This is a genomic window from Sphingomonas sp. SRI_018, from assembly GCF_057586275.1.
Genome location: NZ_JBYCZO010000001.1, coordinates 839,461 through 863,781, shown reverse-complemented (window position 1 = coordinate 863,781; position 24,321 = coordinate 839,461). Strand labels below are relative to the sequence as shown.

At 65.4% G+C, this 24,321-nt stretch carries 18 protein-coding genes; 13 read left to right on the top strand and 5 right to left on the bottom strand.

The window, feature by feature from the left end; all coding sequences use genetic code 11:
• Window positions 1-23 precede the first annotated feature (23 nt).
• Genes AC2YHA_RS03975 through pyrF form a run of 3 tightly spaced genes read left to right on the top strand, consistent with a single transcriptional unit; the run spans window position 24 to window position 3,335 of the window.
• Window positions 24-2,300 (top strand): patatin-like protein, encoded by a 2,277-nt coding sequence (locus AC2YHA_RS03975; protein ID WP_487400454.1) that lies wholly within the window; start codon window positions 24-26, stop codon window positions 2,298-2,300.
• 43 nt (window positions 2,301-2,343) lie between these two features.
• On the top strand, window positions 2,344-2,667 hold the full coding sequence (locus AC2YHA_RS03970) for a LapA family protein (protein WP_233782765.1): 324 nt from the start codon (window positions 2,344-2,346) through the stop codon (window positions 2,665-2,667).
• Window positions 2,664-3,335, top strand: a complete 672-nt coding sequence (gene pyrF / locus AC2YHA_RS03965; RefSeq protein ID WP_487400453.1) for an orotidine-5'-phosphate decarboxylase — start codon at window positions 2,664-2,666, stop codon at window positions 3,333-3,335. Before AC2YHA_RS03970 ends, pyrF begins: the two co-directional genes overlap by 4 nt.
• Window positions 3,336-3,341: 6 nt before the next feature.
• Here the strand turns inward: pyrF and AC2YHA_RS03960 are convergent, their stop codons facing one another.
• Window positions 3,342-3,485, bottom strand: a complete 144-nt coding sequence (locus AC2YHA_RS03960) for a hypothetical protein (RefSeq protein WP_233782766.1) — start codon at window positions 3,483-3,485, stop codon at window positions 3,342-3,344.
• A 91-nt stretch (window positions 3,486-3,576) separates the two neighbouring features.
• Between AC2YHA_RS03960 and AC2YHA_RS03955 the strand changes: the two genes are divergently transcribed.
• The 7 genes from AC2YHA_RS03955 (at window position 3,577) to AC2YHA_RS03925 (ending at window position 9,641) form a co-directional block, all read left to right on the top strand.
• Window positions 3,577-4,077 (top strand): GNAT family N-acetyltransferase, encoded by a 501-nt coding sequence (locus AC2YHA_RS03955; RefSeq protein WP_487400452.1) that lies wholly within the window; start codon window positions 3,577-3,579, stop codon window positions 4,075-4,077.
• Window positions 4,077-4,709: a phosphoribosylanthranilate isomerase gene (locus AC2YHA_RS03950; protein ID WP_487400451.1), complete on the top strand. Its 633-nt coding sequence runs from the start codon at window positions 4,077-4,079 to the stop codon at window positions 4,707-4,709. Before AC2YHA_RS03955 ends, AC2YHA_RS03950 begins: the two co-directional genes overlap by 1 nt.
• An 89-nt stretch (window positions 4,710-4,798) precedes the next feature.
• The gene (trpB, locus tag AC2YHA_RS03945) at window positions 4,799-6,043 is read left to right on the top strand and encodes a tryptophan synthase subunit beta (protein ID WP_487400450.1); all 1,245 of its coding nucleotides are present in this window, start codon (window positions 4,799-4,801) and stop codon (window positions 6,041-6,043) included.
• Window positions 6,040-6,861 (top strand): tryptophan synthase subunit alpha, encoded by an 822-nt coding sequence (gene trpA / locus AC2YHA_RS03940; RefSeq protein WP_487400449.1) that lies wholly within the window; start codon window positions 6,040-6,042, stop codon window positions 6,859-6,861. Before trpB ends, trpA begins: the two co-directional genes overlap by 4 nt.
• Window positions 6,858-7,718: an acetyl-CoA carboxylase, carboxyltransferase subunit beta gene (gene accD, locus AC2YHA_RS03935; RefSeq protein ID WP_487400448.1), complete on the top strand. Its 861-nt coding sequence runs from the start codon at window positions 6,858-6,860 to the stop codon at window positions 7,716-7,718. The genes trpA and accD overlap by 4 nt, the downstream gene beginning before the upstream one ends.
• 128 nt (window positions 7,719-7,846) lie before the next feature.
• The gene (locus tag AC2YHA_RS03930; protein WP_487400447.1) at window positions 7,847-9,139 is read left to right on the top strand and encodes a bifunctional folylpolyglutamate synthase/dihydrofolate synthase; all 1,293 of its coding nucleotides are present in this window, start codon (window positions 7,847-7,849) and stop codon (window positions 9,137-9,139) included.
• A 73-nt stretch (window positions 9,140-9,212) separates the two neighbouring features.
• Entirely contained in the window at window positions 9,213-9,641 is a 429-nt protein-coding gene (locus AC2YHA_RS03925; protein ID WP_487400446.1) for a DUF6628 family protein, read from the top strand.
• A gap of 471 nt (window positions 9,642-10,112) precedes the next feature.
• On the opposite strand, the gene AC2YHA_RS03920 is transcribed toward AC2YHA_RS03925, so the two are convergent.
• A complete protein-coding gene (locus tag AC2YHA_RS03920; RefSeq protein WP_487400445.1) occupies window positions 10,113-11,498 on the bottom strand; it encodes an AmpG family muropeptide MFS transporter in 1,386 nt (461 codons plus the stop codon).
• A 58-nt stretch (window positions 11,499-11,556) separates the two neighbouring features.
• On the opposite strand from AC2YHA_RS03920, the gene AC2YHA_RS03915 reads away from it, so the two are divergent.
• Window positions 11,557-12,684, top strand: a complete 1,128-nt coding sequence (locus AC2YHA_RS03915) for an aromatic ring-hydroxylating oxygenase subunit alpha (protein ID WP_487400444.1) — start codon at window positions 11,557-11,559, stop codon at window positions 12,682-12,684.
• A 15-nt stretch (window positions 12,685-12,699) separates the two neighbouring features.
• Here AC2YHA_RS03915 and AC2YHA_RS03910 read toward each other — a convergent pair whose 3' ends face one another.
• From AC2YHA_RS03910 to AC2YHA_RS03900, 3 genes are all read right to left on the bottom strand, one after another.
• Entirely contained in the window at window positions 12,700-15,300 is a 2,601-nt protein-coding gene (locus AC2YHA_RS03910; protein ID WP_487400443.1) for a hypothetical protein, read from the bottom strand.
• 248 nt (window positions 15,301-15,548) lie between these two features.
• Window positions 15,549-16,049 carry a hypothetical protein gene (locus AC2YHA_RS03905; protein WP_233782777.1) on the bottom strand — a complete coding sequence of 167 codons (501 nt, stop codon included), beginning with the start codon at window positions 16,047-16,049 and terminating at the stop codon, window positions 15,549-15,551.
• 196 nt (window positions 16,050-16,245) lie between these two features.
• Window positions 16,246-19,251, bottom strand: coding sequence for a TonB-dependent receptor (locus AC2YHA_RS03900; protein WP_487401693.1), 3,006 nt, complete (start codon window positions 19,249-19,251; stop codon window positions 16,246-16,248).
• Between the two features lie 497 nt (window positions 19,252-19,748).
• Between AC2YHA_RS03900 and AC2YHA_RS03895 the strand changes: the two genes are divergently transcribed.
• Complete coding sequence (locus tag AC2YHA_RS03895; protein WP_487400442.1) at window positions 19,749-21,089, top strand: oligogalacturonate lyase family protein; 1,341 nt, start codon at window positions 19,749-19,751, stop codon at window positions 21,087-21,089.
• Window positions 21,090-21,336: 247 nt separating this feature from the next.
• Window positions 21,337-24,309: a TonB-dependent receptor gene (locus tag AC2YHA_RS03890; RefSeq protein WP_487400441.1), complete on the top strand. Its 2,973-nt coding sequence runs from the start codon at window positions 21,337-21,339 to the stop codon at window positions 24,307-24,309.
• Window positions 24,310-24,321: the final 12 nt, after the last annotated feature.

Here is a 24,321-nt window from a genome sequence, read left to right as displayed (position 1 = left end):
CCTTGAACGGCTAACCGGAAGCCATGCGGGAGAAGGAACTGAGGCTGGCGCTGGTCTGCTATGGCGGCATCAGCCTCGCCGTCTACATGCATGGCATCACCGGAGAGATCTGGCGCCTCATCCGCGCCAGCCACGCCTTTCACGAAGGATCCGAACGCGCCGGCGGCAGCCAGGGCGTCTATCATGCGCTGCTGGAGGAGATCGCCGACAGTGCCGAACTGCGGCTGCGCGTGCTGGTGGACATCATCGCCGGCGCCAGCGCCGGTGGGATCAACGGCATCTTCCTGGCGCAAGCGATCGCCGCCGGCCAGTCTCTCGATCCCCTCACCCAGATGTGGTTCGACTATGCCGACGTCGAGGCGCTGCTCGATCCGGATGCCGCGCCCAATCCCTTCTCGAAGCTGTGGGCGGCGCCGATCGCCTGGATGGCCGCCAGCCGCGATGCGATCGCCGAAACGGTCGAGCCGGCGACCCGCGAGGAGGTCGGCCGCAAGCTCCAGCGCTTCGTCCGCGCCCGCTGGTTCGAGCCGCCATTCGGCGGCAAGCGCTTCACCCACATGATGTTCGACGCGCTCGACGCGATGGCCGCCGGCCCCAAGGGACCGCGCCTGTTGCCGGAGGGGCAGCCGCTCGACCTGTTCGTCACCGTGACCGATTTCCGCGGCCATCCCGAACGGCTCCGGCTCAACTCGCCGCCCGAGGTGGTCGAGACCGAGCATCGGCTGATCTTCCCCTTCTCCGACGACGGCGAGGGAAGCTGTGGCGAGCCGATCGAGCTCGCCTTCGCCGCACGCGCGACCTCGAGCTTCCCCGGAGCCTTCCCGCCGCTCCGCCTCGCCGAGATCGATGAGGTGGTGGCTGAGCGCAAACTCGAATGGCCGACGCGCCAGGCCTTCGTAGAGCGCGTATTGCCGCGCCATTCCGCCGCCAACGCCGCCGAGAGCGCTGTGCTGATCGACGGATCGGTGCTCGCCAATGCCCCTTTCCGCCCCGCGATCGACGCGCTGCGCGATCGTCCCGCCAAGCGCCAGATCGACCGCCGCTTCGTCTATGTCGATCCGGTACCAGGCTTCCATTTCTCACTGGGCTCGACCGCCGCCGAGCAGCCCGGTTTCTTCCAGACCATCATCGGCGCACTTTCCGAGCTCCCCCGCCAACAGCCGATCCGCGACAATCTCGACGCGATCGCGGCGCGGACCGAGCGGATCGAGCGGATGCACGCGATCCTGGAGGGGCTACGCGCCGAGGTCGAGGGCGCGGTAATGGGCATCTTCGGCTATACGCTGTTCCTAGACTATCCGACGACGTCGCGGCTCGCGACTTGGCGACGGCGCGCCCAGATCGCCGCGGCCAAGAATGCCGGCCTGTCCTATTCGGCCTATGCCCGGCTCAAGCTGGTCGATGTGACCGCACTCACGGCGGACCTGCTCGAACGCGCCGGGGGGGAAACCAGTCCGGATCGCCGGCAGCATCTACGTGATCGCGTCGGCGCCGCGATCGCTGCACGGGGCGTTACGCCGGCCACCGCGGGCGAGCTCTCCGTGAACTCGGCGATCGTCCATTTCCTGCGCGCGCACGACCTCGGCTTCCGCATCCGTCGGCTGCGGCTGCTGGCGCGGCGGCTGACCGAGATGGATACGGGCGGCGACGACCAGCGGCTCCAGCCGTTCCGCGACGCGCTCTACGAAAGCCTCGCCCGCTATCTCGATCTCCAGGACAGCGACCGGCACAAGGCACTGCGCGACCAGGTCCGCCATCTCGGCGACGACGCCGGCCCGCTGCTCGATGCGCTCGCCGCCGCGATGGACCTCCCCGGCATCGACGCCGAGACCGATCGCCGCCTGTCCGAGGGCTTTTCCGCGCTGCCCAAGGAGCTGCGCCGGCCGCTGCTGCTCGCCTATCTGGGCTTCCCCTTCTTCGACATCGCCACCTTGCCGCTGCTCCAGGGCGAGGGGCTCGACGAGTTCGATCCCGTAAAGGTCGACCGCATCTCCCCGGATGATGCCAAGGCGATCCGCGCCGGCGGCGCCGCGGCGACGCTGAAGGGCATCCAGTTCAACAATTTCGGCGCCTTCTTCAGCCGTGCCTATCGCGAGAACGACTATCTGTGGGGTCGCCTCCACGGCGCCGACCGGCTGGTCGACATCATCGTTTCCACCCTGCCCCTCAACGTCAGCCTGAAGCCGGGCCGGATCGCCGCGATCAAGCGCGCCGCCTTCCTCGCCATCCTCGACGCGGAGGAATCGCGCCTCACCGCGATTCCGGGCCTTTTCGAACAGCTGCGGCAGGAGATCGGCTGATCGGGGTGGCCATTTGCCGCAGACGCACATAAGGTCCACGCTCATGCAATTCCTCAAGACATTGCTGATCGTCCTCATGGTCGGTCTCGGGGTCGCCTTCGCGATCAACAATTGGACGACGGTGCCGCTGGCGCTGTGGGGCGGCCTCGTCGCCGACGTGAACCTGCCGCTGCTGATGCTGGTGTGCTTCCTCGCCGGGCTGGTCCCGATGTGGCTCGCCTGGCTCACCACCCGCTGGCGGCTGCGCAACCGCCTCGCCACCACCGAGCGCACCGTCGCCGACCTGCGCCAGGCCACCGCCACGCCGCCACCGCCACCCCCCGTGGCTGAGGAGAGCGCCTCGCCGCTTCCGGGGACGCTGCTGTGAGCCCGCTGTTCGTCGCCCTCGATACGCCGGACCTCGACCGCGCCAAGGCATTGGCGATGCGGGTGCGCAACCACGTCGGCGGGATCAAGCTCGGCCTCGAGTTCTTCCTGGCCAATGGTCGCACGGGGGTGCGCGAGATGGCCGACATCGGCCTGCCGGTGTTCCTCGACCTCAAGCTCCACGACATTCCCAACACCGTCGCCAAGGCGATCCAGGCGCTCCGCCCGCTGGAGCCGGCGATCCTCACCGTCCATGCCGCCGGCGGCCGCGCGATGATGGAGGATGCCAAGGCCGCCGCGCCGCTCGACACCAAGGTCGTCGCGGTGACGATGCTGACCAGCCTCGACGGCGACGACCTGACCTCGATCGGCCTCAAGCCCGATCCGCACGAACAGGTGCTGCGGCTGACCGAGCTCGCGCGCTCGGCGGGCATCGACGGCATCGTCTGCTCGGGCGAGGAAGTCGCCGCGGCACGCAAGCTCTGGCACGACGGTTTCTTCGTGGTGCCGGGGGTGCGTCCGCTCAACAGCCACGCCGCCGATCAGAAGCGCGTGGTCTCGCCCCGTCAGGCGCTCGATTCGGGCGCCTCGATCCTGGTGGTCGGCCGCCCGATCACCCAGGCCGAAGACCCCGACCAGGCGGCCCGGGCGATCGAGGCGACGCTGTAGCGCGGTTCAGGCGGCGCCGGTCACGATCGCCAGGAACTCGCCGAATTCCATTCCCGCGAGGAAGATGGCGACGGCCGACGCCAGCACCAGCAGCGCGTTCGTCAGGCGCTTGCGCTGCTCGAAGAAGCGCACGATCTGATCGATATCCATGACCCAGAACCTAGCATCCGCCACGCCTCAGGAAAATCATCGTTGCGGCGGCGAACGCGCGAGCTATCCCGCCGCGATGTCATCCGACCTCATGATTCGCCTCGCGACGCGCGGGGACCTGCCCGGCCTGCATCCGGTGATCGAGCGCGCCTACCGCGGCGACAGCGCGCGCGAGGGATGGACGCACGAGGCGGACCTGCTCGACGACCCGCGCACCAGCCTCGACGTGCTGGAGGGCATCATCGCCAGCCCGGAGCAGCGCCTGCTGGTCGCCGAACGCGGCGACGGCACGCTGCTCGGCTGCGTCTCGGTGACGGGGCTCGGCGGCGGCCTCGCCTATCTCGGCCAGCTCTGCGTCGAACCGCGCCTCCAGGCCGGCGGCATCGGCAAGCTGCTGCTGACCGCTGCCGAGGATTGCGCCCGCAGCGAATTCGGCGCCGATCGCATCGAGATGACGGTGATCGACACGCGCGCCGAGCTGATCGCCTATTATGAGCGCCGCGGCTACGCACTCACCGGGGAGCGGCGCGATTTTCCCATTCCGCTCGATCCGCCGATGTTCATGGTGGTTCTCGAAAAGCCGCTTGCCTGATGCCTGCCAGCGCCAAGATCTGCGGCCTGTCGACGCCCGAAACGCTCGCCGCCGCCGTCGACGGAGGGGCGAGCCATGTCGGCTTCGTGGGGTTCCCACCGAGTCCGCGCCACGTTCCACCGGAACGGTTGGCGGCGCTGGCCGGGCGCGCACCGGCACGCGTGACCCGGGTCGGCGTGTTCGTCGATCCCGACGACGCGCTGCTCGACAGCGTCGTCCCATGGCTCGATGCGCTCCAGCTCCACAAGGTCGCGCCCGAGCGTGCCGCCGCAATCCGCGCCCGCCATGGCCGCGAGACCTGGATCGCGGTTCCGGTCAAGGCCCGTGCCGACCTCGATGCGGCACGCGGCTATCGCGGCGCGGCCGATCTCATCCTCTATGACGCCAAGACCCCCGACACCGCCGCGCTGCCCGGCGGCATGGGCTTGCGCTTCGATTGGACACTGCTCGACGGCTTCGCGCATCCACTGCCCTGGGCGCTCTCCGGCGGGCTCGACGTAGGCAACGTCGGCGAGGCGATCGGGCGCACCGGCGCGCGGCTAGTCGACGTCTCCTCGGGTGTCGAGAGCGCGCCGGGCGTCAAGGATGTGGACAAGATCGCCGCTTTCCTTAAAGCGGTGGCGCAATGTTGAGGCTGTCCGTTCCCGTCCGCATCGGTTCTCGATGGCGCTGATCGCTTGCCCCGAGCCAGCGAACGCCATCCTGAATCCGTGAGAGAGACATGACCGACACTGCTTCCCTGCCCAATTCCCTGCGCAATCAACCGGACGAACGCGGGCATTTCGGCCAGTTCGGCGGCCGCTACGTCGCCGAGACGCTGATGCCGCTGATCCTCGATCTCGAGCGGGAATATCGCGCGGCCAAGGACGATCCCGCCTTCCAGGCCGAGTTCGACGGACTGCTCGAGCATTATGTCGGCCGCCCGAGCCCGCTCTACTTCGCCGAGCGCCTGACCGCGCATTACCGCGAGGGCGCGCCGGCCGGCATGGGCGCCAAGATCTACTTCAAGCGCGAGGAACTCAACCACACCGGCGCGCACAAGATCAACAACTGCATCGGCCAGATCCTGCTCGCCCGCCGCATGGGCAAGACGCGGATCATCGCCGAGACCGGCGCCGGCCAGCACGGCGTCGCCACCGCGACCGTCGCCGCGCGCTTCGGCCTGCCCTGCACGATCTTCATGGGCGCCAAGGACGTCGAGCGGCAGAAGCCCAACGTGTTCCGCATGAAGCTGCTCGGCGCCGAGGTGGAGCCGGTCACCTCGGGCGCGCAGACGCTCAAGGACGCGATGAACGAGGCGCTGCGCCACTGGGTCGCGAACGTCCACGACACCTTCTACATCATCGGCACCGCCGCCGGCCCGCATCCCTATCCTGAGCTCGTCCGCGACTTCCAGGCCGTGATCGGCAAGGAGACGCGCGCGCAGATGCTGAAGGCGGAGGGGCGCCTTCCCGACCTGCTGATCGCGGCGGTCGGCGGCGGATCGAACGCGATCGGGCTGTTCCACCCCTTCCTCGACGATCCCGACGTGGCGATGCTCGGCGTCGAGGCGGCGGGGCACGGCATCGAGACCGGCCAGCACGCCGCCAGCCTCACCGGCGGTGCGCCCGGCATTCTCCACGGCAACAAGACCTATCTGCTCCAGGACGAGGATGGCCAGATCACCGAGGCGCATTCGATCTCGGCCGGGCTCGACTACCCGGGCATCGGCCCCGAGCACAGCTGGCTGCACGAGAGCGGCCGCGTCGAGTATCTTCCGATCACCGACCGGCAGGCGCTGGACGCGTTCCAGCTCTGCTGCCGCGCAGAAGGCATCATTCCCGCCCTCGAAAGCTCGCACGCGCTGGCAGCTCTCGAAGCCAAGGCGCGGGAAATGCACGAAGATCAGATCATCGTCGTCAATGTCTCCGGCCGCGGCGACAAGGATATCTTCACCGTCGCCGAAGCGCTGGGGGCGGGAATATGACCCTTTCCCATGAAGCGGCGACCCGCCTCTCCGCCGCCTTCGCCAAGGGCCGTCCCGCGCTCGTGACCTTCGTCACCGCCGGTGATCCCTCCCCCGCCGCTACCCCGGCGATCCTCGACGCGCTGGTCGAGGGCGGTGCCGACGTGATCGAGCTGGGGATGCCCTTCACCGATCCGATGGCGGACGGCCCGGCGATCCAGGCGGCGAACCTGCGCAGCCTCGCGGCGGGCACCACCACCGCCGACATCCTCGCGCTGGCCAAAGGCTTCCGCGAGCGGCACCCGGAGACGCCGCTGGTGCTGATGGGTTACGCCAACCCAATGCTCCGCCGCGGTGCCGAATGGTTCGCCGACGCCTGCGCGGCGGCTGGCGTCGACGGCGTGATCTGCGTCGACGTTCCCCCCGAGGAGGACGATGCGCTCGGCCCCGCGCTCCGGGCGAAGGATGTCGCGCTGATCCGTCTCGCTACGCCGACCACCGACGCCGCGCGTCTGCCCGCGGTGCTGGGCGACGCCGGCGGCTTCCTCTACTACGTCTCGGTCGCGGGCATCACCGGCCTCCAGCAGGCCGCGCAAGCCTCGATCGCCGAGGCGGTCGGCCGGCTCAAGGCCGCCACCGACCTGCCCGTTGCAGTCGGTTTCGGCATCCGCACGCCCGAACAGGCGACCGCAGTGGCCGCGGTGGCGGACGGCGTCGTCGTCGGCTCGGCGATCGTCGACCTTATCGCCCAGCACGGCGCAGATGCATCCGGCCCGGTCCGCGACTATATCGCGTCGCTCGCGGCCGCGATCCGCGCCGCAAGGAAGGAACCCGCATGAGCTGGCTCAGCCGCGTCCGCAACGCCATTTCCGCCGTCGTCACCCGCGGCGCGCAGACCACCGACAACCTCTGGCACAAGTGCAAGGGCTGCGGTCAGATGGTGTTCGTCAAGGAGCTGGAGGAGAACCTCTACGTCTGCCCGCATTGCGAGCATCACGAGCGCATCGGGCCGCAGCTGCGTTTCCAATATCATTTCGACGAAGGAAGCTGGCAGGTGCTGCCCAGCCCCAAAGTCGCGGAGGATCCGCTCCGCTTCCGCGATTCGAAGCGCTACACCGACCGTCTCAAGGCCGCGCGGGCAGCGACCAATGAGCAGGACGCCTTCGTCAACGCGCTCGGCACGATCGACGGCCGCAAGGCGGTGATCGGCGTGCAGGACTTCGCCTTCATGGGCGGGTCGATGGGCCAGGCGGTCGGCGAGGCCTTCGTCGCCGGCTGCGAGGCCGCGATCGCGAACGATGCCCCCTTCATCGTCTTCACCGCCTCGGGCGGCGCGCGCATGCAGGAAGGCATCCTCAGCCTGATGCAGATGCCGCGCTCGACCGTCGCGATCGAGATGCTGCACGACGCAGGCCTGCCCTATATCGTCGTGCTGACCGACCCGACCTCGGGCGGCGTGATGGCCGCCTATGCGATGCTCGGCGACGTCCAGATCGCCGAGCCCAAGGCGACGCTCGCCTTCACCGGCCGCCGCGTGATCGAGAACACCATCCGCGAGAAGCTGCCCGACGATTTCCAGACGTCGGAATATTATCTCGACCATGGCCTCATCGACATGGTCGTGGCGCGCAAGGAGCTTAAGGCGTCTCTCGCGCGATTGGTCGGTTACCTCAGCGCGGAGCGGAAAGCGGCATGAACAATCAAAAGCCCTCTCCCCTTTGGGGAGAGGGTTGGGAGAGGGGAAGGTGTCTCACCGAGACCGCCTGCCTGCCGCACCGCCCCTCTCCCCGGCCCTCTCCCCGGAGGGGAGAGGGAGTTAGATAGATGGATTTCGCCGTCTCCACAGACCCCGCCGTCCAGGCCCAGCTCGATCGCCTGTGGGCATTGTCCCCCGGCGCCGACATCCTTGGCCTTTCCCGCGTTACGGAGCTGCTCGCGCGCCTCGGCGACCCGCATCTCGCGCTGCCGCCGGTGTTCCATGTCGCCGGCACCAACGGCAAGGGCTCGACCTGCGCCTTCCTCCGCGCCGCGCTGGAGGCGGACGATAAGCTGGTCCACGTCTACACCTCGCCCCATCTCGTCCGCTTCAACGAGCGCATCCGCCTTGCCGGCAAGCTGATCGACGACGCCGCGCTCGCCGCGCTGCTCGAACGCGTGCTCGACCATGCCGAAGGGATCGGCGCGAGCTTCTTCGAGGTCACCACCGCCGCCGCCTTCCTCGCCTTCGCCGAGACGCCGGCCGACGCCTGCGTGATCGAGGTGGGCCTCGGCGGCCGGCTCGATGCCACCAACGTCATCGCCGATCCGGCCGTCTGCGGCATCGCCCAGCTCGGCATCGACCATCAAGCCTTCCTCGGCGATACGATCGAGAGCATCGCCTACGAAAAAGCCGGCATCGGCAAGCCCGGTCGCCCACTGGTGATCCATTCCCAGAGCTTCAATATCCGTGCCGCGATCGCGCACGGCGCCGGCGAGGCGAAGATCGTTGCCGAAGGGGAAGACTGGTCGTTCCGCATCGAGGATGACGCCAGCCTCTCGATCCGGGACGGCCGCGGCAGTATCCGCACGCCAGGCCCTGCGCTGATCGGCACGCACCAGCACGCCAATCTGGCCCTCGCGATCGAGATGATCCGCAACCAGGATCGCGTGCCCGTCGCGGAGGAATCGCTGCGCGCCGCCCCGCTCGCCGCGCGCTGGCCAGCGCGGATGCAGCGCCTTGCCGACGGTCCGCTCACCCGCCGGGCGAAGGGCCCGGTCTGGCTCGACGGCGGCCATAATCCCGCCGCAGCCGACGCGGTTGCCGCCGCGCTCGCCGACCAGCTCGGCGACGGCCAGGTCCACCTGATCCTCGGCATGCTCGTCAACAAGGACGCCGCCGGCCTGCTCGCCCCCTTCGCGCCGCTGGTCGCCTCGCTGACGGCGGTGCCGGTTCCTGGCCACGAACATCATGCGCCGGAGGTCCTCGCCGAACTCGCCCGCGAGTTCGGCATTCCCGCCGACACCGCGCCGGACGTCCCCGCTGCACTCGATGCGGCGCCCGCCGGCACCACGCTGATCCTCGGCTCGCTCTACCTCGCCGGCATCGTTCTGGCTCTCAACGACGAGCCGCCCATGTGACCCGTTTAATTGCGATTGACTTGCAATAGCAGACAAGAGACATTGGATCGGCGCCATCAGCGGAGCCGATTCCATGACGACCACCCAATCCTTCCAAGCGTTGTTCCAGCCGCTCCCGCCCGATGATCCCGCCGCGCGGCTGATCCTGTTCGGCTTCCGTCAGATGGGGGCGCGCGGGCTGGACGACGCCTGCGTCGCGCACAGCTTCATGACCGCGTTCGGCAAGGATTTCCGCCGCCCGCTCGTCCTGCTGCGCACGCTGATGATGGAGCTGTCGGCGGCCACCACCGGACCGATCCAGATCGCCCCTTGGTGCTGCGCGCGCCTCACCCCGGCCGAGGCGGGCATCCTCGACGTGCTCAGGACCTGCCTCTCCAACGAGCGCACCGCCGGCCTGCTGCTCGCCGATCTGCTCGGCACGCGTGATGCGGCCGGCCCGCTCGCCACCGCGACGGCCCTTGCGATCGCCTTCGCCGATTTGGGCCTGCCGCTCGGAGGCTAGGATCGACCCTGATGAAACGAACCCGTGCTCCCGCGAAGGCGGCGCTTACGGCCTGGATGTCTGTCTTCGCAGGGGCATTGGACATCTTGCAATGTAGGATTTCGTCTGCTGAGCTCGCCCGATCCCAGCCGCGCGAGCGCCGGTCCGCTCTTTGATCCTGTCGATCTCATTGATCCTGTCGATCTCATCGATGTCGCGCCACTGCCGCGTCGCTGTAGCGTTGCCGTAGCGTCCCTGACGCGCCGCCGCCGCGTCAGCGTCGCGTCCGTGCAGCGTTCAAGGCGGACCGGCTCGCAGACACACGACCTGAGTCAACTTAGTCAACATTTTCGGATGCCCGATACCGGAAGACGCCATCCGGACAGGGGCCGTTTTACCTATGACTTTCGTGACCTTCGACGGTTTTCCGCGGGTTTCCGGCTCCCGTCCTGAGGCGCTCGTGCACGCGGCGAGACGCGCTTCGACAGAGGATCACGCCGGCGCCCCCTCTCGCGCTTCGCCGGCGCTTTCGCGGGATGCGGGCGGCGGCTCGGCCTCGACCTGGCGAATGCTGTCGACCACGAAGCCGCGCTTCCACAGGAGCCACAGCAGCACCATGCCCGGCACCGCCACCAGCGTGGTCATGATCCAGAAGCCCACCCAGCCGAGCGTATCGGCGGCATAGCCGGCCGGCGTCGACAGCCACGTCCGCCCTACGGATGCGAACGAGGACAGCAGCGCGAACTGCGTGGCGGTATAGGCGAGGTTCGACAGCCCCGACAGGTAGGTCACGAATACCGCGAGCCCCATGCCGCTCGTCACCTGCTCCGTCGCGACCGCGATGGTAAGCCAGGTGGTCGAATGCCCTTGAGATGCCAGGATCGCGAAAGTCAGGTTGCTCAGCATCATCAGCACGCCGGACGCAAACAGGGCACGCCCCATGCCGAGCCGGGCCATAAACGGTGGCGCCAGCGCGACACCCACGATCAGCCCCCAGAAGCCGACGAGCTTGTTGATCGCCACGAACTCGGTGTCGGTGAAGCCGAGCTCGACGATCATCGGATTCAGCATCGCCTGCCCCATCGCGTCGCCGAGCTTGTAGATCAGCACGAACAGCAGGATCAGCACGGCGCCGCGGCGGGCGAAGAATTCGCGGAACGGGCCGACGATGGTCTCCTCCAGCCACCGGGCGAAGGATCGGCGCGGCTCGGCCTCGACCGCGCGTTCATGCAGCCCCGGTCCAGCCCAGAGCGCAGCTAGAAGCCCCGGAATCACGCAAAGGCCGGTCAATCCATAAGCCATCGCCCAGCCAAGCCCCAGGCCCTCGGGCGAGGCGATCGCGATCGTCCCCACACCCGCGAAGAACGCGCCGAGGCGATAGCCGAACTGGTTGTTGGCGGTGCCATAGGGCAGTTCCTCGTCCGAAAGGATCTCGATGCGATAGGCATCGATGACGATGTCCTGAGTCGCCCCAAGGAAGGCGGTGACGATCGCCCAGAAGGCGAACACGCCGAGATGCTTTTCGGGCGCGCTCGCTCCCAGCATCCAGACGGCGCCGAACAGCAGCGCCATGATCAGGAACAGCCAGGCGCGCCGCTGCCCGAACAGCGCCGAGAGAAGCGGCAGGCGCACACGGTCGATGAGCGGCGCCCATAGGAACTTGAGCGTGTAGGGTGTCGTCAGGCCGACAGCGAAGCCGATCGTCTTCTTGTCGATGCCGACCTTCGCCAGCCAGAAGGTCATCGTGCCGAGCAGCAGCGCCAGCGGGAACCCGCTCGTTATGCCCAGCAGCAAGGCCGCGATCGGCCGGGGACGAACATAGGGCGCAATCGCCGTCAGCCACCCGCCTTCCGCACTTCCGTCGACCCGTGCCGCCATCCACTTGCTCCCCACCCGTAACCGTACGACACTAACGCAAAAGATCGGGAGAGGAAGGATGAACGCGCCCACCAGCGGCCAGCTCGCGCTCGCCGCCCGTCTCGCTGAAGGCGGCAGCCGCGCCGCCGATGCGATCAGCTACGTCGAGGCGAGCGTCTATACCTCGCCGGAAGTGTTCGCCGCGGAGCGCGCACGCATTTTCGCCCGCGTGCCACTGGTGATCGCGCCTTCGGTCCTGCTGCCCGACCGCAACATGGCCGTACCGCATGACGGCTTCGGGAAGCCGCTGCTCGTCACCCGCGACGGCAACGGCGAGGCGCACGTCTTCCTCAACGTCTGCCGCCATCGCGGCACGAGACTAGTGGAGGGACAGGAGTGCGTGAAGGCGCCACGCCTCGTCTGTCCCTATCACGCCTGGACCTACGCCACCGACGGCCGCCTGGTCGGCGTACCGCGGCCTGAGACCTTCCCCGGACTCGACAAGGCCGAATATGGATTGAGACGCCTGCCGACCTACGAAGGCGGTGGCCTGATCTGGTTCTCCTTCGCCGAAGACGCGGATTTCGCCGAACCGCGCGCGCTCGCGCAGGATTTCGAGGCATTCGATCTCGCCGGACAGCATCTATTCCGCCGCCGCACCCATGACGTCGCCGCCAACTGGAAGCTGATCATGGACGCGTTCCTGGAGAGCTACCACGTCGCCCGCCTCCATTCGGGGACGATCGGCAAGTTCTTCAAGGACGGCGTCTCCACCGCCGACACGATCGGGCCGCACCAGCGCTCCGCGGTCGGCCGCGATGCCGACGAGGCAACGCTCTCTTCCCGCGACTGGGCGGAGCTGCGCCGCGCGATCACCTTCACCTACCAGATGTTTCCGGGCGCGGTGCTCGTCGCCAGCCCGGACTACATCAACCTCATGGTGCTGATGCCGCAGTCCGAAGGCCGCGTGCTGGTCGAGGATTTCATGCTGATCCCCGAAGCCCCCGTCACGGATCAGGCCCGCGATCATTGGGAGCGGAGCTGGGCGTTGCTCGACGGCCGCGTGTTCGGCGCAGAGGATTTCCGTGCGGCCGAGCTCGGTCAGCAGGGCCTCGCCTCGGGCGCGGTCGAGCGGATCACGCTGGGCGGTCTCGAACGCGGCATCCGCATCTTCCACGATGCGGTCGAGACGCGGCTGCGGGCCTAAAGGCGCAAGAGCCGGTCAGAATCGCTTGCGGATGCCCAGCCGGATGGTGCGGCCGAGAGGATCTATCTCGGCTCGGCTGAAACCGGGAGGGACGCTTCCGTCGCTCAGCGTGACGCGCCGATAGCTGTCGAGGAGATTCTGAACGTCCAGCGTGATGCGCAGATTTGAGAGCAGCGAGTCCTTGCGCGCCTGCCCCAGGAGACGTTCAGGCTCGACGAACATTCCCAGATTGAACTGCGTCATCGTCGGATAACGGAAATCGAGCTGTCCGCTCGACAATGCGGCACCGCGGACATAGGCGGCGCTTTGCCAGCTTCCGCTCAGCGTCGCGCCGATGCCGCGCTTGCCCGCAACCATCTGGATCGAGACAGTGTGCCGCGGTTGCGCGCCATCGCCGCCCAGCCGGTCGAACACGGGAAGCCCCGGCCGGATCAGCAGCTCGCTTCGCAGCTGCCAACGATGGTTGAGCGAGAAGGTCAGCTGGATCGGGTCCGCTATCCTGGCCGGCAGCGTGCCCGTTCCGGGGCGCCCGCCGTTCGCCCGGCCCTTTGTCGACAGGCGCAGCACGAGCGATGTGGTGAGCTGCTCGCTCAGATCCCGCGTTATGTTGATCGGGCGCGCATCGATCGCGACGAGCCGGCCCGATGCATCGCGCGTGATCCGCTCCGGGAATACGGCCTCGACCGCCGGCGTGAATGTCGGGAATGAAGCGACGCCGCCATCGGCGACCTGCCGCTGATACCCCAGGTTGATCGTCGCGACCTGGCTGCCGAACGGGCGCAACATGCCGTTGAACGAAAGGTTGCGGCGGCTTCCACGCTGAAGGTCCGGATTGCCTCCCGTGATCAGGACCGGATCGGCGACCTCCTGACGAACGAAATCATAGATCTGGGTGACGGTCTCGACCCGCGGTCCGTCGAGCAGATCGACGCTCGGCGCCATTTCCTCGTAGCTGAATGACCCGCGGAGCTGGAGAATGGGGAATGGCGACCAGATCAACCTTCCCGTGAATTGCGGCTGCGGCCTGACGTTCGTACCCGTCTCGACGCTGCCGGACAGCTCGGCGGAAAGGTCCCCTAACGGCGCAAGCACGCCGGCGCTCCGGCTGGCGATGGGAATGCTGATCAGCTCCTGAATGTTGAGCCGATCGCGCTGGGCCGCATTGCGTGAAGTCATGCCGGTGGCATCGTCGATGCGGCTGTTCACCGCATTGCTGCGGCTCGCGACCGCCGAGAAATTGGAGCTCACCTGTCCGGCCGGAAGCGAGAAAATCGCCTTCGAAACATTGAGCTGCACATTCAGGCTATCGCTCCTCGAACGGTTCCGGTCGATGAGCAGACGGTCCTTTTGCCAAGGTCCATAGGGGTCGAACGAAGGATCGTTCCCGTCGATCAGATCCTGAATTTCGGCGCCATCGATTCCGCGCTCGAAAATGCCGTTGGACCGGCTGCGCATATAATTGGCGATGACGGTGGTCTGCCAGTCGCCGATCGCCCCGGAAAGCGACAACGACATGCCCAGCGTCTGGGTCCGCTGCGTGTTGCGTAGCGCCCGCGCGCCTTCGAGGCCGCGTACGAGCACGACATCATCGGCGAAGGGAGACCAGGGACTGCCCACCGGCAATGTGACCGCAGTCGTCGCGAGCCCATGAAGCTGCGTGCTGCTGCCGGTGGTCGCATTGATGTTGAGCGAGCCCGAAAACGATCCCAAGGGCCGCGTGACGCCGGCGTTGAACGACAATGAGCGCGTCGATGGCAGCAGGGTTTCATAGTCGTTCGGGTCGCCCCACCGGACCGCATCCGCAGTCGCGGCGAAATCGCCCAGCACGGGCGGCTGGAACACGGCGCCTGGCGGAATGCCTGCGATGGTGACCGGCCGCCCCGTCAGCTGGCTGAGCTCGGGATCGATCTCACCTCCGTTCACGCCTTCGATGTGGCCGGCGAGATCGACCGGCGTGCGACGTGGGGTCCGCCTTTCGCTCTTGAGCAGACTGCTGTCGCGCAAGACCTGTGCCTGCGCATTCCACTGCGTCTGCCCATCAATCACCACCCGCCCGACCGACAATCGTTCGCTGTCGCGCCCGCCGGCCGTCGGCAAAGTCACGCCTGTTTCGGCGTGCCAGCTGACGAATTGTTTCTTGAGCACCAGGTTCACGACACGCTGGTCGGACGGATAGCCGTATCGCGCAGCGGCCTCGGGGGGCAGGATCGCGAGACGGGCGAGTGCTTCCGGAGGAAAGCCTGCGATGCCGGCCGCCGTGCCGATCCGCTTCCCGTTCACGAGAAGGACCGGCTGCTGGTCGTTGATCAGGGGTTTGATGTTCTGGATCAGTTCGCCGATGCTGTCGGCGCCGTAGATTTCGATGTCGCTTTCGCTCAACTCGGTTTCCGGTGCGACGCTCGCGTCGCCATAGCGGGCGGTCACCACGATATCGTCCGCCGCGCCGGAGACGGTAGCGGATTGCCCCCTTCCCTGCGCCTGATCCGCGGAATCCGGAGCTGCGCCGGTTTGCAACGTCGTTTGCGCACAAGCACGATCAACGACGACGGTTAGAATCACCAGTCCAGCCAAATGAGCCCAACTCACCGTTGCGCGCCAATCGGTCGTCGCGACCATCGCGCGATCTGTGCCCTTCGATCGGCACACGGCCAATGTCGACCGGTCGACAGGTTAGACGAATGATACTCGGTCACTTCGAGCATAAGGCTCGCATTTCTCTAACCAATTGCGACGACGGCAAGGCTGTTGTCGCAATGTCCTTAGATCAGCACTTTCAACCGGCTCCGTTGAAAAATTTGGGCGCCCAATGGGCGCCCAAGTCACGGGGAGTACCGTTGCAAAATCCAGTCTGTCGCGGAAGCCTATCAGGGATCGACGACGCTTCCGTTCGACGGCGAGATCAGATGGACATCGCCGATCACCGTGCATGGTGCCGAGCCGCCGCCACCCGGCAGGGACGCATTGACCGACAGGACCTTGGTCCCATTGTTCCAGATGCCGCCGATAGTTCCGGAGCATCCGCCTGGCGTGATCGTGGAAACATCGACGTTGCTGATCGACAGCGTGCTGCTCGCACCATCGAAAGTGACCGGATACGGCGTGTTGTTGAAGGTAATGGTGCTGCACAGACCGAACGTTCCGCCGGAAAGGCTGGGCGTGGCGGTGGCGCTGTGTCCATCCGGTGCGACAGTCACCTCGAGCGTGAGATCGCAAGTCAATGCGATGCCCTTGTTCACGTTCACCGTCCCCTGCAGGATCCAGGGGCTGGGATAGGCCGTGCCATCCGGGCTGTAGGTGTCGGCATAAGCAGCCTGCGCGCCCAACAGCGCCAGCGGGCTCATGCACAATGCCACGATCTTCTTCATGGTTTCCTCTCCTAAATACCATAGGTTATTATTGGAGAATGCCCCTGCACTAATAGGGCAAATATAAAATCATTGAAATTTACACTGATGTCAAGAAAGTTTTTTGATATCTAAAATTAATGTACACGAATCACCTTTTCAGAAAACATTGTTCTCTGAATTATGTCTGCCTCGACCTTGTAGTTACCGACTTATACTAGAATCTCTTCGCAACGCTAAATCCGAATATACGTGGATCGAGAGTGAATACGTTGGCCGTCAGGCCAGTATCATCGCTGTTCGTGAAGAAGTCTGTGATTGGGGTCTTGTTGAAGACGTTCTTCACATAGAACTGCAGGGAAAGGTCCCATTTCGGCTGGTTCAGCGTCACCGCTAGGTTGGCGTTGTCCCAGGCCCTGAGACGATCATATTCGGTGTTGTAGATGCGCGCGTAGCTCTTCGACTGGCGATAATAGTCGCCGCGGAGAGTCAGCTCCCAATCGTCGATGAAGAGCGTGTACTGCGCGCCGACGTTGAAGGTCAGGCGCGGCGAGTTGGGCAGCTCGTTGCCTCCCAGATCAGCATAGAAGCCGCGTCCGCTATTCGGCGCGCCGCTGCCGCCTTGGGCGATGTTCAGGCCGATCGTATCGGGATTGTACGGCGCGAAAGGATTGTAGGTGAAGCCGTAGAGCCTGTCGAAGGGCACCGTCCCTGGCACGGCGGGATTGAAGGTTCCGACGCGGGATGATCCCGGACACAGCGCGGCAAGTGCGACATCCCTGGTCGGAAGCGGCGAGGCCAGGATCCGCTCGACGAAGACGCGTGGCGCGATGCAATTGGACGGCACCTGGATCCACGGGCGGAGCACCACCCAATTGGGATCGCCTTGGGTGCGGTCCATGACGTCGATCGATTGAGCGCCGTCCTTCAGCCGCGTCCGGAGATAGCCGAGCGTGGCATCCATCCGGAACGCGCGCGACGGACGCCATGCCGCTTCGAACTCCAGGCCCCAGCTCGTCGCGTTGAAATTCTCGTTATAGGCGATCCGATCGACGATCTGGGAGATCTGGTAATCCTTGTAATCATAGAAGAAGCCGGTGGCGTTCAGCGTGAACTTCCCGCCGGCGAAGCTGTTCTTGGTTCCGATCTCGAAGGCGTTGACATATTCGGGCCGGAAGGTTTGCGGCAGGGGCAAGTACTGGACGACGGACGGGTTGAAATCGACGCGAGGCGGATTGGTGCCACCGCCCTTGTATCCCCGCGCGGCGGAGAAATAGACCAACGTATCGTCGGTGAAGCCGAGCTCCGGCTTCCAGTCGAGCACCAGCCGGCCGGTGAACTTGTCCCATTTCTGCTCGATATCGGGCAGGGCCGGATAGCCGCTGTTCACGCGACCGCCCGTGGTCCCCCCCGGAAAGGCGGTCTCGGTTCCGCCGCCGAGCAGCAGCTGGCTGGGGATCTGGGAGGAGGTCTTCTTGTCCTGAGTATACCGCAATCCCGCGGTGAGCTTCACGTTCCGCGCGACGTTCCAGTAGAGCTCGCCGAAACCGGCCCATGATTTAGTCCTGATCAGGTTCCGGCTCAGGAAATAATTATGCCCCTGATCGTTGAGCGCGTTCAATGGATTGGGATCGACGTAAACGCACTCCCTGCCCTCAAATCCCAGTTCGCAGGGGCGCAGTGAGTTGGCATTTCCATTCCTGTTATAGAACCACTGCGACAGCAGCGTGAAGATATTGTTGAATACGTAATAATCGTCCTGCGATTTGAAATCGAGGTAATTGGCTCCGATGTTGAAGTTGATCGGCCCGTCATAGGATGATTGCAGCCGCAATTCCTGAGTCCACTGGCGATTGCGCGACCGGCTGATGTCGATGGACACCATCCGATCCGAGCACCCCAGCTGCGGATCGCAGAATTGGCCGCCCGGCGTCGGCCCCGGAAAAGCGGTGGTGTCGATCGGCCGGTTCAGAGCGTCCACGAGTGGCTGCGTGGAACTGTTGAACAGCGGTGCCGAAACGAAGCGGTTGTAATCCTGCGAGGAGTAATAGCGATCGCGCGTATAGGCGGTCTGCGACACCAGCTTCAGCCCATTGGCGGGCTCGAACTCCATGTTGAACTGGAAGATGTCGTTCTTCGCACGAAACACCGGATCGTAGCTGGTGGATATCTCGCGCAGGTTGCGCGATTGCACCACGTCCGCAAACGGATCGCCAGCAGTGACCGCATATACGGCCTTGCGAGGATTGGGACCCGGCACATAGCCCAGGTTGATACCGCCGGCGACCCCCAGGAATACCAGGCTGTTGCCGTTGGGCGCACTATAGGCTGCATCGTCATAGAGCGATCCCGGCAGGCACCCCTGGCTGAGGCGCCCGCGCGTCACCGGACTGGTGACGTTGACATTCCCTACCCGCTCCGGCCCCGGATCGCGCGTGCAGAGCTGCTTGCCTGTGCGTGAGCGGTCGTCGTCCTCCTCGAAATGCTGCCAGATCGCGTTGACGCGGAAATTGTGGCTCGGCTCCCATTGCACCGAGGCGCGCGTCGACCAGAGATCGCGGCCGTTCACGCGGTTCTTCGTGAAGCTGTTGTAGTCGAAGCCGTCGCGCTTGGTCATCTGCCCGGCGAGGCGGAAACCCAGCGTGTCGGTGACCGGCACGTTGATCATGCCCCACAGGCGGCGGCTGTCGTAATTGCCCACCTCGGCCTTCACCTCGGCCTCGAACTCGGCGCTCGGAAGCGCCGGGATCAGGTTGACCACGCCGCCGGTCGCATTGCGGCCGTAGAGCGTGCCCTGCGGGCCGCGCAGCACCTCCACGCGCTGCATGTCGAAGAATTCGGATTCGAACAGCCGATTGCGGATCATCGGCGTGTTGTTGAAGCTCACGGCGACCGCCGGATCGGTCGACGCCGAGATCGCCTTGGTCCCGATCCCGCGGATCGAGAAATTGTACATGCTGAAATTGCTCTTGGAGAAGCTGACGTTGGGAACAGCGCGCAGCAGTTCCGAGCCGGCTTCGATCTTGTGATCGGCGAGCGACTGCGCCGAAAAGGCGGAGATCGCGATCGGAACATCCTGGAGCCGCTGCTCCGTCTTCTGTGCGGTGACGACGATGTCGTTGGCGGAATCATATTCGTCGGCCGGCGGCTGCGGTGCCTGCTGGGTCGCGGCGGCAACGCCTTTTGTCTGCGCCTGCGCATGCGCCGTCGCCGAACAGGTCATGGCCACCAGCGAAGCGCCCACGATCAGATGCGCACGAAATCCCCTAGATTTCATTCCCTCCAACCCCTCCCTGTTACGGCTTCGCCCTGTCGGACGGCCGCTTTTTCACCACCCGTCGAGTCGCGGCTGGTGAATGAAGCCTTCCCCTTATGTACATTGATGTCAACACGAAATAACACTGATGTTAATGTTTAATTGACCTCATATCTCTCCAGCAAAATGGCTGATTATCAGGATATTAGCCGTTCACGATCGGCAGCTGTCTCGCCGCATATCGCCACCTGCGCGACTAGCCGGCTATCGGACGGCGCAGGATAGCGTGGTGGCAGCGGTCCAGATCGACGCCGCATCACTCAACAAACCGGACATCTGTTTAATCAGGTGACGGGAAGCGTCCTCGACTCACCGCATGGACGATTGACGTTAAATCTCACTCTCCAGTATCGATATCCAAAATATGGGACATCTGGGTCCCACTGGAGGATGGAAAGGTGCGGATGATACGTCGCTATGCTGGCTCGCGTGTCGCCGGGCTTCTCGCAGCGCTGATATTGGTCACCAGCGGCGGGGCGGCGCCGGCGCAGGACCCGCCGCGCGAGTGGATCGATCCCGACACCGGCCATCGCGTGATCCGCATCTCCGACCAGCCGGGCAGCTCCAGCCTCTATTTCAACTACAACGGCTATACGCCGCAGGGCGACAAGCTGCTGATCTCGACCCCGACCGGGATCGCCGCCTACGATCTCAAGACGCGCAAGCTCTCGCCAGTGGTGACGATCAAGGGGCCGTTCCGGCTGCTCTTCACCGGCCACAGGACGCGTTCGGTCTATTACCAGGTCGCGCCCGACGGGAGCCGGCCCGGCCCCAAGACGATCTATGCGGCGGATGTCGACACCGGCAAGGTGCGCAAGGTCGCGGAGGTGCCGAACGGCGAAATCCAGACGATCAACGCCGACGAGACGCTGCTCGGCGGGGTCGAGACCGATCCCAATTCCAGCGCCGAGGCGCTCAAATATTTCCGCCAGCGCGACGCCCGCTACGACCAGGCGGACTATCGCGCCTCGTGGCCCGACGGCCGGCCGATGACCTATGCGGAGTCGAAGGAAGTCCGCATGAACGAGCGGCTCGAGTCGAAAATCCCGATGACGATGTTCGTCATCGACACGCGGACGGGCAAGCAGCGCACGGTCTACGGCTCGACCGATTGGCTCAACCATCTGCAATTCTCGCCGACCGATCCGGGCCTGCTCATGTATTGCCACGAAGGGCCGTGGCATAAGGTCGATCGGCTATGGCTGATCCGCGTCGACCAGCCCGACGCCAAGCCGCTCAAGCTGCACGAGCGCACGATGAACATGGAGATCGCCGGCCACGAATGGTTCAGCCGCGACGGCAAGACCGTGTGGTACGACCTGCAGACGCCGCGCGGCGAGGATTTCTGGGTCGCGGGCTATGAGATCGCGACGGGCAAGCGCAACTGGTACCATCTCCAGCGCAACGAATGGTCGGTGCACTTCAACAGTTCGCCCGACGGCACGATGTTCGCGGGTGACGGCGGCGACAGCGAGATGGTCGCACACGCGCCCGACGGGAAGTGGCTCTACCTGTTCAAGCCGAACGGCATTCCCGATGTCGCCGGCATCCAGGCACCGAATTCGGGCTCGCTGATCCACCCCGGCTATTTCACCTCCGAGCGGCTCGTGAACATGAAGAATCACGATTACCGGCTCGAGCCGAACGTGAACTTCACGCCGGACGGCAAATGGCTGGTGTTCCGATCGAACATGTTCGGACCGACTCAGGTCTACGCGGTCGAGCTCGCCAAGGCGCAGCAATAGGCGCGGTTGGCGCCGGCGATGCGCTCTATCGGACGATGATGGCGACGGGCCGGCAGCAAGCGGCCGACCGCGATGCGTGGCCTTGCCGCCACGGTCCGGCGCACGGCCGGGGCAATGTTTTTTAACGGGCTTGACACCGCTAGCCCCAAAGGCGCATCGCTCCAATTAGTGATATTATATTCCACATCGTGGGACTAAGGCGATCCGGTAGGAACACGCCGGACCGAGCGTGAATGGGAGGTTTGGGATGAGTGAAAGCGTACCGGCCCGCGGCAGCGCACTGCGGTTCACGGCCTCGATCGGGGCAATAGTGCTCGGACTGACGAGCGCATCCGCCTTCGCACAGGAAACACCCCCCGCTCCCGCCGGTCAGGACGGTGCGCAGGAGGCGACCGCTCCCGCCCCCGATCAGCAGGACACCAGCCCGGACATCGTCGTCACCGGCTTCCGCGGCTCGCTGGAGAACGCGCTGCGCATCAAGCAGAGCTCGGCGGGTGTCGTGGACGCGATCAGTGCGCAGGACATCGCCGACTTCCCCGACGCCAACCTCGCCGACTCGCTCCAGCGTGTCCCCGGCATCTCGATCGAGCGCGACGGCGGCGAGGGGCGCGCGATCACGGTGCGCGGGCTCGGCGGCGACTTCAGCCGCACCCGCTTCAACGGGTTGGAGGCGATCTCGGCGACCACCGGCTCGACGCTCGGCGCCGGCATCAACCGCGGCCGCACCTTCGACTACAGCGTGTTCGCGTCGGAGCTGTTCAGTCAGGTGGTGGTCAACAAGACCCAGTCCGCCGAGGTCGACGAAGGCTCGCTCGGCGCGACCGTCGATCTCACCACTGGCCGGCCGTTCGACAAGCCCGGCTTCCAGGCGGCGCTGTCCGCGCAGGCGGCCTATTACACGATCAACGACAAATGGGCGCCGCGCATCGCCGGCCTGATCAGCGACACCTTCGCCGACGATCGGATCGGCGTGCTGTTCTCCTTCGCCTGGAACAAGCGCAGCGTGCAGGAGGACGCCTATTCCAACACCAGCCTGTCCGACTTCACCGACATCAACAACGGCTTCTGCCCGATCGTGCCGGGCACGCCGACGACGCCCGTCAACCCGCTGGTCGGCACCGCGCCGCGCGCCTCGCAGTGCATTCCCGCCTCGGGACCCAATCCGGGCTCGACGCCCGACGCCTACAACGCGATCAACCAGCCGAACGTCTTCATGGCCCGCCTGCCGGGTTACGGCCGCTTCCTCAACGATCAGGAGCGCCTCGGCCTGACCGGCTCGATCCAGCTCAAGCCGACCGATCACATGCAGATCACGATCGATCTCGCCTATTCGCGGTTCGATCAGAAGAAGACCGATCTCGCCACCAACCCGATCAGCCTCAACCGCGGCCTCGGCTCGCCGCCCGCCGGCACGCCTTGGACGCCCGCACAGCTCGCCGGGCGCCCGAACATGAAGATCCACGACGTCGAGATCAACGACGCGGGCGAAGTCGTCTACGGCCTGTTCGACGACACCGACTTCGGCGTCACCAACAGCTACGACGTCTCCTCGACCTATTTCTGGCAGGCCAATGGCCGGATCGACCAGGATGTCGGCGAGAAGGGCAAGCTCAGCATCCTCTACGGCCAGTCGCGCTCCTATTTCGACAACCCTTATTCCCGCCTGGTCACCTTCAGCCGCTTCGACGGGGACGGCTTCGTCTACGACGCGCGGGATAATCGGAAGACCCCGATCCTCGACTATGGCTTCGACGCGACCGATCCCAACAACTGGCAATACGCCAACGGCTACGACAACATCCGCCAGTTCCGCGCGACCGTCGACAACCAGTTCAAGACGCTGAAGGTCGATTTCCAATACGAGCTCAATGACGCGCTGACCTTCAAGACCGGCATCGCCGGCAAGCGCTTCAAGTTCGCCTCGACCCGCGAGCAGCGCATCGCCTCACAGAACCTGATCCCGCCGCTGCCTGCCGGCATGACCATGGCCGACATCAGCAAGGTGGTGACGGTCGACGGCATCAGCATCCCCGACGGGTCGACCAACTCGTTCGTGGTGCCTGACATCTTCAAGATCATGCAGACCTTCAACGTCGACTGCGAATGCGTGAACCAGTTCGGCGACTTCCGCATGGGCAGCGTCGGCACGGGATCGCAGGGCGACAACCGCTCGGTGATCGAGCAGGACGTCAGCCCCTATGCGCAGCTCGACTATAAGTTCGACCTCGCCAACGGCATGATCGTGCGCGGCAATGCCGGCGTGCGCTATGCGCATACCGACCAGAGCTCGACCGGCTATGTCGGCGCCGGCGTGCTGACGCGCGTCAACCGCAGCTACGACAACTGGCTGCCGGCGGTGAACCTGGCGGTCGACGTCACGCCCAAGCTGACCGCACGCCTCGCCTATGCCAAGGCGATGTCGCGCCCCTCGCTCGGTTTCCTGACGCCAGGCGGCGCGATCGGCACCGCGCAGATCCCGTTCACCGCGACCGTCGGCAATCCCTATCTCAAGCCCTATCTCGCGGACAATTACGACGTCAGCGTCGAGTGGTACTTCCAGCAGGGCGCGGTGCTGTCGGCCGCCTATTTCCACAAGGACATCAGCAACTTCGTCCAGCAGATCACGACGACGATGGGCTATTCCGATGCCGGCCTGCCGCTCTCGCTGCTCTCGCCGACGCAGGATCCCAACACGCCGACCAACATTACCACCTACCGCAACACCGCGGGCGGCAAGATCGACGGCTTCGAGATCTCCTACCAGCAGCCGTTCACCTTCCTGCCCGGCTTCCTCAAGCATTTCGGCGCGATCCTGAACTACACGCACATCAAGTCGAACATCTCCTATGTGCTGACGACCAGCGCCTCGGGTCCGACGATGCAGGCTCCGCTGATCAACGTCTCGCCCAACTCGGCGAACGCGACGCTCTATTACGAGGACGACAAATTCTCGATCCGCGGCTCGCTCGCCTATCGCGACGAGTATCTGCGCATCATTCCGGTCCGTGCCGGCCTCGCCGACACCGCCGGCGCCTACAGCAGCACCAACATCGACGCCTCGGCGAGCTACAAGCTCACCGACCGGCTGACGCTGACCGTCGACGCGATCAATCTCACCAACCAGCCCACCAGCTATTGGGACGGCGAGGACCGGCGCGACCAACAGGTCTACAGCTCGACAGGGCGGCAGTTCTTCTTCGGGGCGCGGTACAAGTTTTAGACGGCTCCTCAC

Excerpts from the sequence above, each read along its gene's own strand:
- AC2YHA_RS03975 (WP_487400454.1), top strand. The coding sequence starts at position 24 with ATGCGGGAGAAGGAACTGAGGCTGGCGCTGGTCTGCTATGGCGGCATC.
- AC2YHA_RS03970 (WP_233782765.1), top strand. The coding sequence starts at position 2,344 with ATGCAATTCCTCAAGACATTGCTGATCGTCCTCATGGTCGGTCTCGGG.
- AC2YHA_RS03960 (WP_233782766.1), bottom strand. The coding sequence starts at position 3,485 with ATGGATATCGATCAGATCGTGCGCTTCTTCGAGCAGCGCAAGCGCCTG.
- AC2YHA_RS03955 (WP_487400452.1), top strand. The coding sequence starts at position 3,577 with ATGATTCGCCTCGCGACGCGCGGGGACCTGCCCGGCCTGCATCCGGTG.
- AC2YHA_RS03950 (WP_487400451.1), top strand. The coding sequence starts at position 4,077 with ATGCCTGCCAGCGCCAAGATCTGCGGCCTGTCGACGCCCGAAACGCTC.
- trpB (WP_487400450.1), top strand. The coding sequence starts at position 4,799 with ATGACCGACACTGCTTCCCTGCCCAATTCCCTGCGCAATCAACCGGAC.
- trpA (WP_487400449.1), top strand. The coding sequence starts at position 6,040 with ATGACCCTTTCCCATGAAGCGGCGACCCGCCTCTCCGCCGCCTTCGCC.
- accD (WP_487400448.1), top strand. The coding sequence starts at position 6,858 with ATGAGCTGGCTCAGCCGCGTCCGCAACGCCATTTCCGCCGTCGTCACC.
- AC2YHA_RS03930 (WP_487400447.1), top strand. The coding sequence starts at position 7,847 with ATGGATTTCGCCGTCTCCACAGACCCCGCCGTCCAGGCCCAGCTCGAT.
- AC2YHA_RS03925 (WP_487400446.1), top strand. The coding sequence starts at position 9,213 with ATGACGACCACCCAATCCTTCCAAGCGTTGTTCCAGCCGCTCCCGCCC.
- AC2YHA_RS03920 (WP_487400445.1), bottom strand. The coding sequence starts at position 11,498 with ATGGCGGCACGGGTCGACGGAAGTGCGGAAGGCGGGTGGCTGACGGCG.
- AC2YHA_RS03915 (WP_487400444.1), top strand. The coding sequence starts at position 11,557 with ATGAACGCGCCCACCAGCGGCCAGCTCGCGCTCGCCGCCCGTCTCGCT.
- AC2YHA_RS03910 (WP_487400443.1), bottom strand. The coding sequence starts at position 15,300 with ATGGTCGCGACGACCGATTGGCGCGCAACGGTGAGTTGGGCTCATTTG.
- AC2YHA_RS03905 (WP_233782777.1), bottom strand. The coding sequence starts at position 16,049 with ATGAAGAAGATCGTGGCATTGTGCATGAGCCCGCTGGCGCTGTTGGGC.
- AC2YHA_RS03900 (WP_487401693.1), bottom strand. The coding sequence starts at position 19,251 with ATGACCTGTTCGGCGACGGCGCATGCGCAGGCGCAGACAAAAGGCGTT.
- AC2YHA_RS03895 (WP_487400442.1), top strand. The coding sequence starts at position 19,749 with ATGATACGTCGCTATGCTGGCTCGCGTGTCGCCGGGCTTCTCGCAGCG.
- AC2YHA_RS03890 (WP_487400441.1), top strand. The coding sequence starts at position 21,337 with ATGAGTGAAAGCGTACCGGCCCGCGGCAGCGCACTGCGGTTCACGGCC.